This window comes from Brevundimonas sp. P7753 (assembly GCF_013386595.1).
GTDB lineage: Bacteria > Pseudomonadota > Alphaproteobacteria > Caulobacterales > Caulobacteraceae > Brevundimonas > Brevundimonas bullata.
In genome coordinates, this window is record NZ_JACARP010000115.1 from 1 (window position 1) to 6,609 (window position 6,609).

Genomic DNA, 6,609 nt, shown 5'->3' on the forward strand with positions numbered 1-6,609 from the left:
CCGAGGCTAGAGTTTTCCGGCCCGAGTCAGGGTGACAGGCTGGCTATGTCACCCGGATTCATCAGCGTGATCGGCGTCTTGTTGCCAGTTCGCTCAAGACGTACGACGCCCGATTTGGGGTCCGACTTCCCGTCGATCAGTTTGGCCCGTCGGAGGGCGCGGAACTTCGTTTCCAGCCCCACGCCTTCGATACCTGCGAAGTTATTGTTCGCGGCCCGTCACTTTCGCCACCCGCCGTCTTCAAGGGAGAAGCTTTGGGGCCTCCGCCGATCGTGTCCCTGCATGAAGATCAGCTGAAGCTGCTCATCCGCACCGACGCCTTCACGTTGACGGTCACCGGGCGCGACCTCAGGTTTGATGCCCACTTGGATCTGGAGACGGAGAAGAGGTCTGCGGATGACTGGACGCAGTTGTTCCGGGCCCTTTCGCATCTCGCGACCGGGAAAGGCGTCATCAGCGTCGTTCCCGGCAAGTCTCCGAGCGAGCCCTTTGACGTGACGATCAGCACGGCCGTTTCCGGCGACGTCGTCGACGACGCTCCCGTATTCTTGCGAACGCTTGAGAGGGCTGAAGGGCTGATCGCCCTCGCCGGGGGCCAGAGGCTTCCGATGACGTTCGCTGAGCTCGCCGACACGGTACCCGACATCGAGGCCGCCTCGCGGCTTCTTCTCGACAAGCCTCCGAGCTTGACCTTCGACGTTCCGATTTCGCTGCCGATACAGAGCCCGGCTGAACTCGATGTCCTGCTGGTCAATCATTTGTCGTGGGCCGGTCAGACGTTGGCTTACGCAGCCACCGGCAAAATCCGGCGCCGGGACGACTCTGACGTCTGGGGAATCGAATCTGCGGAACCGCGAGACATCCGGCCGATCCCTCACGGTGGGTTCGACGAGTACATTCAGGCCCGTTCGGCCGAATACGACATGCCCAACATCATCTCTCGGGGCGAGGACGCCTGACCGCCTTTTCGGACAGGCAATCGACCTAGCCGTCCGCCGCCCGGGCTTCGAGGTCCGTGACCACGTGCTCGGCGACTTCCACGACAGTGGCGAAGTCGCAGACGATCTGCGCGTGGAACCTCACCGGTCGAGCTTGTTCCCCATAGGAATGCATCATGACCGGATCAAACGTCCCCAACCGACGCTGAGCCGCCTGTACCTCGATCCACCGCTCGGGCGTCCAGCCTCGCGCCATCAGCTCATCTTCAAGGCGGCGGAACTCGGCGGTGTCTGCGTCATCGAACGTCTTGGGCGGGATATAGAGTGGGATCCGATGGGCGAGCGCATGGCGATAGTCCTCCAGATAGCCGAACCATGCGCCCGCCGCTTCCAGGCAGGCGCGGGTGCGATCCGAAACGGTCGCCCTGAGCAGCACGTGATCCGGCGTGAAGCCGATTTGCCCGCGCCGTAAAGGCCTGCCCCTCGCGTCCCGCGGGTCGGTTTCGGACGTCCAAATCCAGGCGATGTTGTCGACTGCGCCGAAAGCGTTGATGACGAACGCTTGGAGAAACGCGGTGGCATCCCGAAGGTCACGCGGACCCGGATCCACCGCATCCGGTGGAAGGACCTCGAAGATCCGATCTACGCCGTGTCTCAGGTCGGCCAGACGGCGACTTAGACCGTGCTGCACCATTTCCCTGGCTCGTGCCGAACCGTAGGGGTGCGCGAAGAGACGGCGTGTGAGCGCGGATTCGCGCTCAAGCCATTCCTCGTGCATCTCGCCGATTTCCCGAATCTGGTCAGGCGTGTAGGGCATGCGCGTTCCTGCTCCGGTAACCCTCGCCGATCCCCATCTCCTACCGGGCTCGCGCTAGGGGCACGACGCCAAGGAGTCTTTCGACCTCCACAGCGAGATCATCCGCTATCGGCAAGTGCGCACGTTCCGCGCCCCAGACCTCATGGAAACGATCCACGGCCTCGATCGCCGCGTCACGAGCCAGAGCTTCGGGGAGGCCGGCGCGGGCCGCCATATAGCCGATCTCGTCCAGGGAGAATTCGGCCATCCGCTTCGTCCGGGCGTATTTCAAAGCCGCGTTCTCATCGGGGATGTAGACGGTCGTCGACAGGAAGTCGTAGCCGGGGGACAGCTCGGGCGTTCGGCCGTCGCGATAGATCAGCGACCAGTTTTTCAGGTGCATGTCGGCGTTGCCGATCAGGGTGTTGAACACCAGCCGACGGATAAACTCGCGCACCCCGGCTTCGCCGGTTTCCAGCCAGAGGACCTTCGCCAGATAGCGATAGGACCCCTTGTCGTACTTCTCGCCCGGATAGACGCCGAAGACCTGTGCGAAGTCCTCGATATGGATGCGGCCGCCATCCTCCCGGCGATCGAAACGACGGATGGCGAACGCCTCCTCCTCGATCTTGCCGATCCCCTCGGGCAACCCCTCGATCTGATCGAGCGGCACCAGCTCCACGTCGGGGATGTCCATGCCCATGGCGCGGGCCAGCCGCATCATCGCGAACTCGTTGGCTGCTACGCCGCGAAACCGGATGGATGGCAGCTTGATGATCCAGTCTCCGCCCCGACCGCTCGCCGGGATCGTCAGACCGCCCTGGGCCTTCTCGACCGCTGAGAATTTCAGCTGCACCCCCGCCAGAGAGAACCTCAGGGCGCCTTGGCCCCCAGCCCCCTTGGTCTCGTCCTCATGCTGATCTTCATCGTCTTCATTGAGCTCGCCTTCGCCCAGCGGGCGCACGGTCACGGCGCCTGGCAAATCCGGCCCCAGCACCTCAAGCAGCGGGTATTCCCGCATCGGCTTGATGCCCGCGCGCTTTGCCAGGTAGTCGCGAAGCGTTCCCTCGGGCAGGAGATTCGAAAAGAAGGGCGTCAGTCGTGTCTGGGTCGGCCGGTGATCGCGCAATAAGCCGCCTTGCTCGCCCTTGAATGACAGGCTGAGGGTCGGTCGATCCGGATCGTCCGCATAGGCGTCGTCGAACGAGAAGATCGACTGGTCGCCGCCCAGGGCGGAGATCACGCCGACCTTCCGGTCGTTAAGCAGGACTTCAAGGGCGTCGGCGGCCATCGCTAGTCCTCGTCATCAAGGCTGTAGGCGGGACGCTCCGCATGAGGCGCGTGCATCAGGGTGTTCCTGAGTTGCTTCAGCCAGGCCGCGGCGTCGCGGATCGGTTTCGCATGACGCGGGCGAGACGCGGGCGGATAGGTTAGAAATCCTTCGAGATTGGTCTTCAGCCGTTCCAGATCAGCGATCAGGAAGGGCCCACGAAACGCCGATGCTTGCGGCTCCAGATCTCGAAGGGTGGAGGCGATCGAGGCGATGTCCTCCCGCTCTGGCTCGGCCCTCTCGGCTTCCTCGGCGAGGCGGCGCAGCGTCGACAGGAGGTTTCTGGCCGATCTCTCGTCCGATCGCTCTTCGGCCGAACGAACCGCTGCCTCCACGGCGACAAGCGCATTTCTCGGGACGAGCTGAAGATCGAGGTCGAGCGAGCGCGCCAGCTCGATCAGGGTCGAAACCTGCATATCCACCTCTCCGTTCTCGATCCGGGAGATTTGCGCCTGAGTCAGATGCGCGCGAGCGCTGAGGTCGCGCTGACTCCAGCCCTTGGCCAGACGTGCTTGACGGATCGCTTCCGTGAGCGATTCCAAGCCGTACCGTTTTGATGTCTTATTCTGCATCGTTAAATCGATCTGATACAAAACTATATATCAAATTCCTAAGCCTAGGTCGAGAAACGATATACTTCAAAACATCAAAAATCCCAATTGATATCTTATTATATATCAGCCTGGCACACCCATCCCCAATGCATCTGCGACCCGCGTACTAATCCGATTGGCTGCGGCTTGGAGAGGATCATCCGCCAGATGCGCGTAGCGACTGGTCGTCGCCACGTGAGCGTGCCCGAGAAGCTTGCCGATCAGAGGCAGGCCTTCGCCACTGGCGAGACCCGCGCTGGCGAAGGTATGGCGCAAGTCATGTATCCGTACGTCGTCCAGACCGGCTTTGCTCCGAATGCGGACCCAAGCCCAGTCCAGGTTCGCGGTCGGCTGATCGGTCCTACGGCGGTCCGGAAACAAATATTTGCTGCCGTTGGGCTTGATCGCCGACAGGAGTTCGAGAGCCGGCGCCCCAAGAGCTATGGTCTTAGGTCCAGTCTTAGAGTCCCGTAGGCGCAACAGGCCTCGATCCAGATCGAGCTCCGACCACCTCAGACAGGCAATCTCGCTTTTACGAGCGCCGGTCAAAGCCAGCAGCCGCAGGATCGTGATGTGACGAGGGTCGGCGCCATCCTTTTCAAGCGCGGAAAGAACATCGCCAAGGCGGGCAAGTTCGGCTGGTGACAGGAAGCGATCCCTTCGATTGTCCCGGTAGCGCTTCACGCCTCGGACGGGGCTCTGTTCGATGAAGCCATACTCGACGGCGAAGTTGAAAATGCCGCCCAGGAGGCCGACCGTTCGCGCGGCTGCGCCCTTGCCGCCTCGCGTGTGAGGCGTCGCATCCTTGCGGATATTCCCGTTACCCACGTCGATCATCAGCCGCTGGATATCGGCCCTGGCGACATCGGTGACCTTCATGTTTCCGATACGCGGGTTGATATGCCGCTTGATCCGAATGCGATCGATCTGAAGCGTCGTCTCTTTCTTGGTCGCCGTTCCCTCTTCCATGTAGAGCTCACATAGCTCCCTGACCGTCATCTCCGCGCGTCGCTCGGCTTTCACCCGCTGAGGATCGCCGCCCATAGCCGCCCGCGCGAGCGCGCGACGCGCTTCTTCCCGCGCCTCTTCAGTCGTCAGAATTTCGCTCGTCGCCAGCGTCAGCATCCGCCGTGCGCCGCCGATCGTTCGGTATCTCACGATGTAGGTTTTCCGACCTTGCGGAGAGACCCGAACGCCGAAACCCTTCAACTCGATGTCCCACGCCAAATACCGCTCTGGGCCCGCCACCAGGGCATCCACGGCCCGTTTGGTCAATTTCATGGTCACCGTATGGTCACCTGACATTTCGCCTCCGTCCCGCCACAGCAGGTTTTGAGTGCCCATTCTGGTCACCACATGGTCACCAGTCGGGAGCAAATCGGAGGGTAAAGCGGTAACTACGGGTAACCACCCATTGCCCACAAAACGCCTAACATTCAGGCACTTGGGTAACAAAAGGCAACACCGGTAAACCCTAGGGTTCGAGCTCGATGTCCCAGTAGAGNNATTCCCGCCTGTTGCGGCGTGCGCCCGCCCTTCTTCAGATTGCAGGGTCCGCAGGCGGCGACGATGTTCTGCCAGGTGGTGCGCCCGCCGCGCGAGCGGGGGATGACGTGGTCGAAGGTCAGGTCCTGGGCCAGTCCGCCCTGCCCGCAATACTGGCAGGCGAAGCCGTCGCGCAGGAAGACGTTGAAGCGGGTGAAGGCGGGCTTGCGGTCCTGATCGACATAGGACTTCAGCGAGATGACGCTGGGCAGCTGCATCTCCATCGACGGGCTGCGCACCACCTTGTCATAGGTGGCGACCACGTCGACGCGCTCCTGCCAGACCGCCTTGACCACTTCTTCCCAGGGCCAGATCGACAGGGGGTAATAGGACAGGGGCCGAAAATCTGCGTTCAGCACCAGGGCGGGCCAGCCGGACGGCGGACGGGTCAGGACCTGCATCAGGCCCTCCCGCGCATACGGGGGGATCTTGAGGCGACAGGAGTGAGGACACGTCTCCTTCCCTAGTCTTAGCCAGAACAGCCTACGCCCGATTCCCCCTCATCGCCATGACCGACATGCAGCGTTTTCGTGACGCCGCCTCAGAAGATCTCGACCAGTTCGAAGCGTTCGCAGACCACCTTCATGCCCGGCGCCCAGCTGCCTTCGCGGCGATAATAGGCCTCGTGCGCATCGCGCCACCATTCATAGGTCAGGTCGCCCTCCCCCTCGGCGCGGGCAAAGTCCTCGCTGACCTGCTCGAAGGGCATGATCTCGACCTCGGTCGTGCGGATGGCGCAGCGCGGAACCCCGGCGCCGTCCAGGATGACGCTGACCTCGCCGACCGTCGGCATGATGTCGGCCTCGCACGCCGCCAGCGACGAACAGGTGGCGCGCTTGCCCCCCGCCATCACCAGGGCCAGCAGTTCGTCGGCCAGTTCGGGGCTATCGCCGAAGGGCCAGCGCGGCGCGTCGCGATAGGCGGCAGGCACGTCAGTCATGGATCAATCCTCAGTTTCTTGTTGGAGCACTGGGAAAGGCCGGCAGGCTCCATCCCCACTTCAGGGCGCCCGCGCGCAGGCCAAAGCCCGCCACGACCGCCACGCCCACCGCCGGCCAGGTCGGCACGGTCAGGGCCTTCAAGGTCACGAACAGACCCGCTGACAGCAGGGCCGCCGTAATGTTCAACTCGCGTCGCAGCAGGATCGACGGCTGGCCCGCCAGGACGTCGCGCACCACCCCGCCGAAGCAGGCCGTCAGCACCCCCATGACGACGCAGATCAGGGGCGCCACGCCATAGGTGGCCGCCTTGGCCGCCCCCATGACGCCATAGGCCGCCAGGCCCGCCGCATCCAGCCACAGCAGGGCCCGGAAACGCCATGTCCGCGCGCCCAACATCCATATGGCCGTCGCCGCCAGCACGCAGGCGGCGATATAGCGCCAGTCCTGCACCCAGAAGACCGGCGCC

General features: G+C 63.1%; 7 protein-coding genes and 1 pseudogene. 1 reads left to right on the top strand and 7 read right to left on the bottom strand.

Annotated features, from left to right (window positions below):
• Positions 1–272 precede the first annotated feature (272 nt).
• On the top strand, positions 273–959 hold the full coding sequence (locus HX774_RS17445; RefSeq protein ID WP_178828732.1) for a hypothetical protein: 687 nt from the start codon (positions 273–275) through the stop codon (positions 957–959).
• A 25-nt stretch (positions 960–984) separates the two neighbouring features.
• Here the strand turns inward: HX774_RS17445 and HX774_RS17450 are convergent, their stop codons facing one another.
• From HX774_RS17450 to HX774_RS17480, 7 genes and pseudogenes are all read right to left on the bottom strand, one after another.
• Entirely contained in the window at positions 985–1,755 is a 771-nt protein-coding gene (locus HX774_RS17450) for a hypothetical protein (RefSeq protein WP_178828733.1), read from the bottom strand.
• Between the two features lie 40 nt (positions 1,756–1,795).
• The gene (locus HX774_RS17455; protein ID WP_178828734.1) at positions 1,796–3,025 is read right to left on the bottom strand and encodes a type II toxin-antitoxin system HipA family toxin; all 1,230 of its coding nucleotides are present in this window, start codon (positions 3,023–3,025) and stop codon (positions 1,796–1,798) included.
• Between the two features lie 2 nt (positions 3,026–3,027).
• Positions 3,028–3,657: a helix-turn-helix domain-containing protein gene (locus HX774_RS17460; protein ID WP_178828735.1), complete on the bottom strand. Its 630-nt coding sequence runs from the start codon at positions 3,655–3,657 to the stop codon at positions 3,028–3,030.
• Positions 3,658–3,741: 84 nt separating this feature from the next.
• Positions 3,742–5,001: a site-specific integrase gene (locus tag HX774_RS17465; protein ID WP_255500527.1), complete on the bottom strand. Its 1,260-nt coding sequence runs from the start codon at positions 4,999–5,001 to the stop codon at positions 3,742–3,744.
• Between the two features lie 164 nt (positions 5,002–5,165).
• Positions 5,166–5,606 (bottom strand): annotated as a pseudogene (locus HX774_RS17470) (HNH endonuclease); the annotation flags it as partial.
• Positions 5,607–5,743: 137 nt separating this feature from the next.
• Positions 5,744–6,142 carry an ASCH domain-containing protein gene (locus HX774_RS17475; protein ID WP_114817912.1) on the bottom strand — a complete coding sequence of 133 codons (399 nt, stop codon included), beginning with the start codon at positions 6,140–6,142 and terminating at the stop codon, positions 5,744–5,746.
• A 10-nt stretch (positions 6,143–6,152) separates the two neighbouring features.
• Positions 6,153–6,609, bottom strand: a 457-nt coding sequence (locus HX774_RS17480) for a trimeric intracellular cation channel family protein (protein ID WP_255500526.1), incomplete at its 5' end; no start/stop codon positions are given.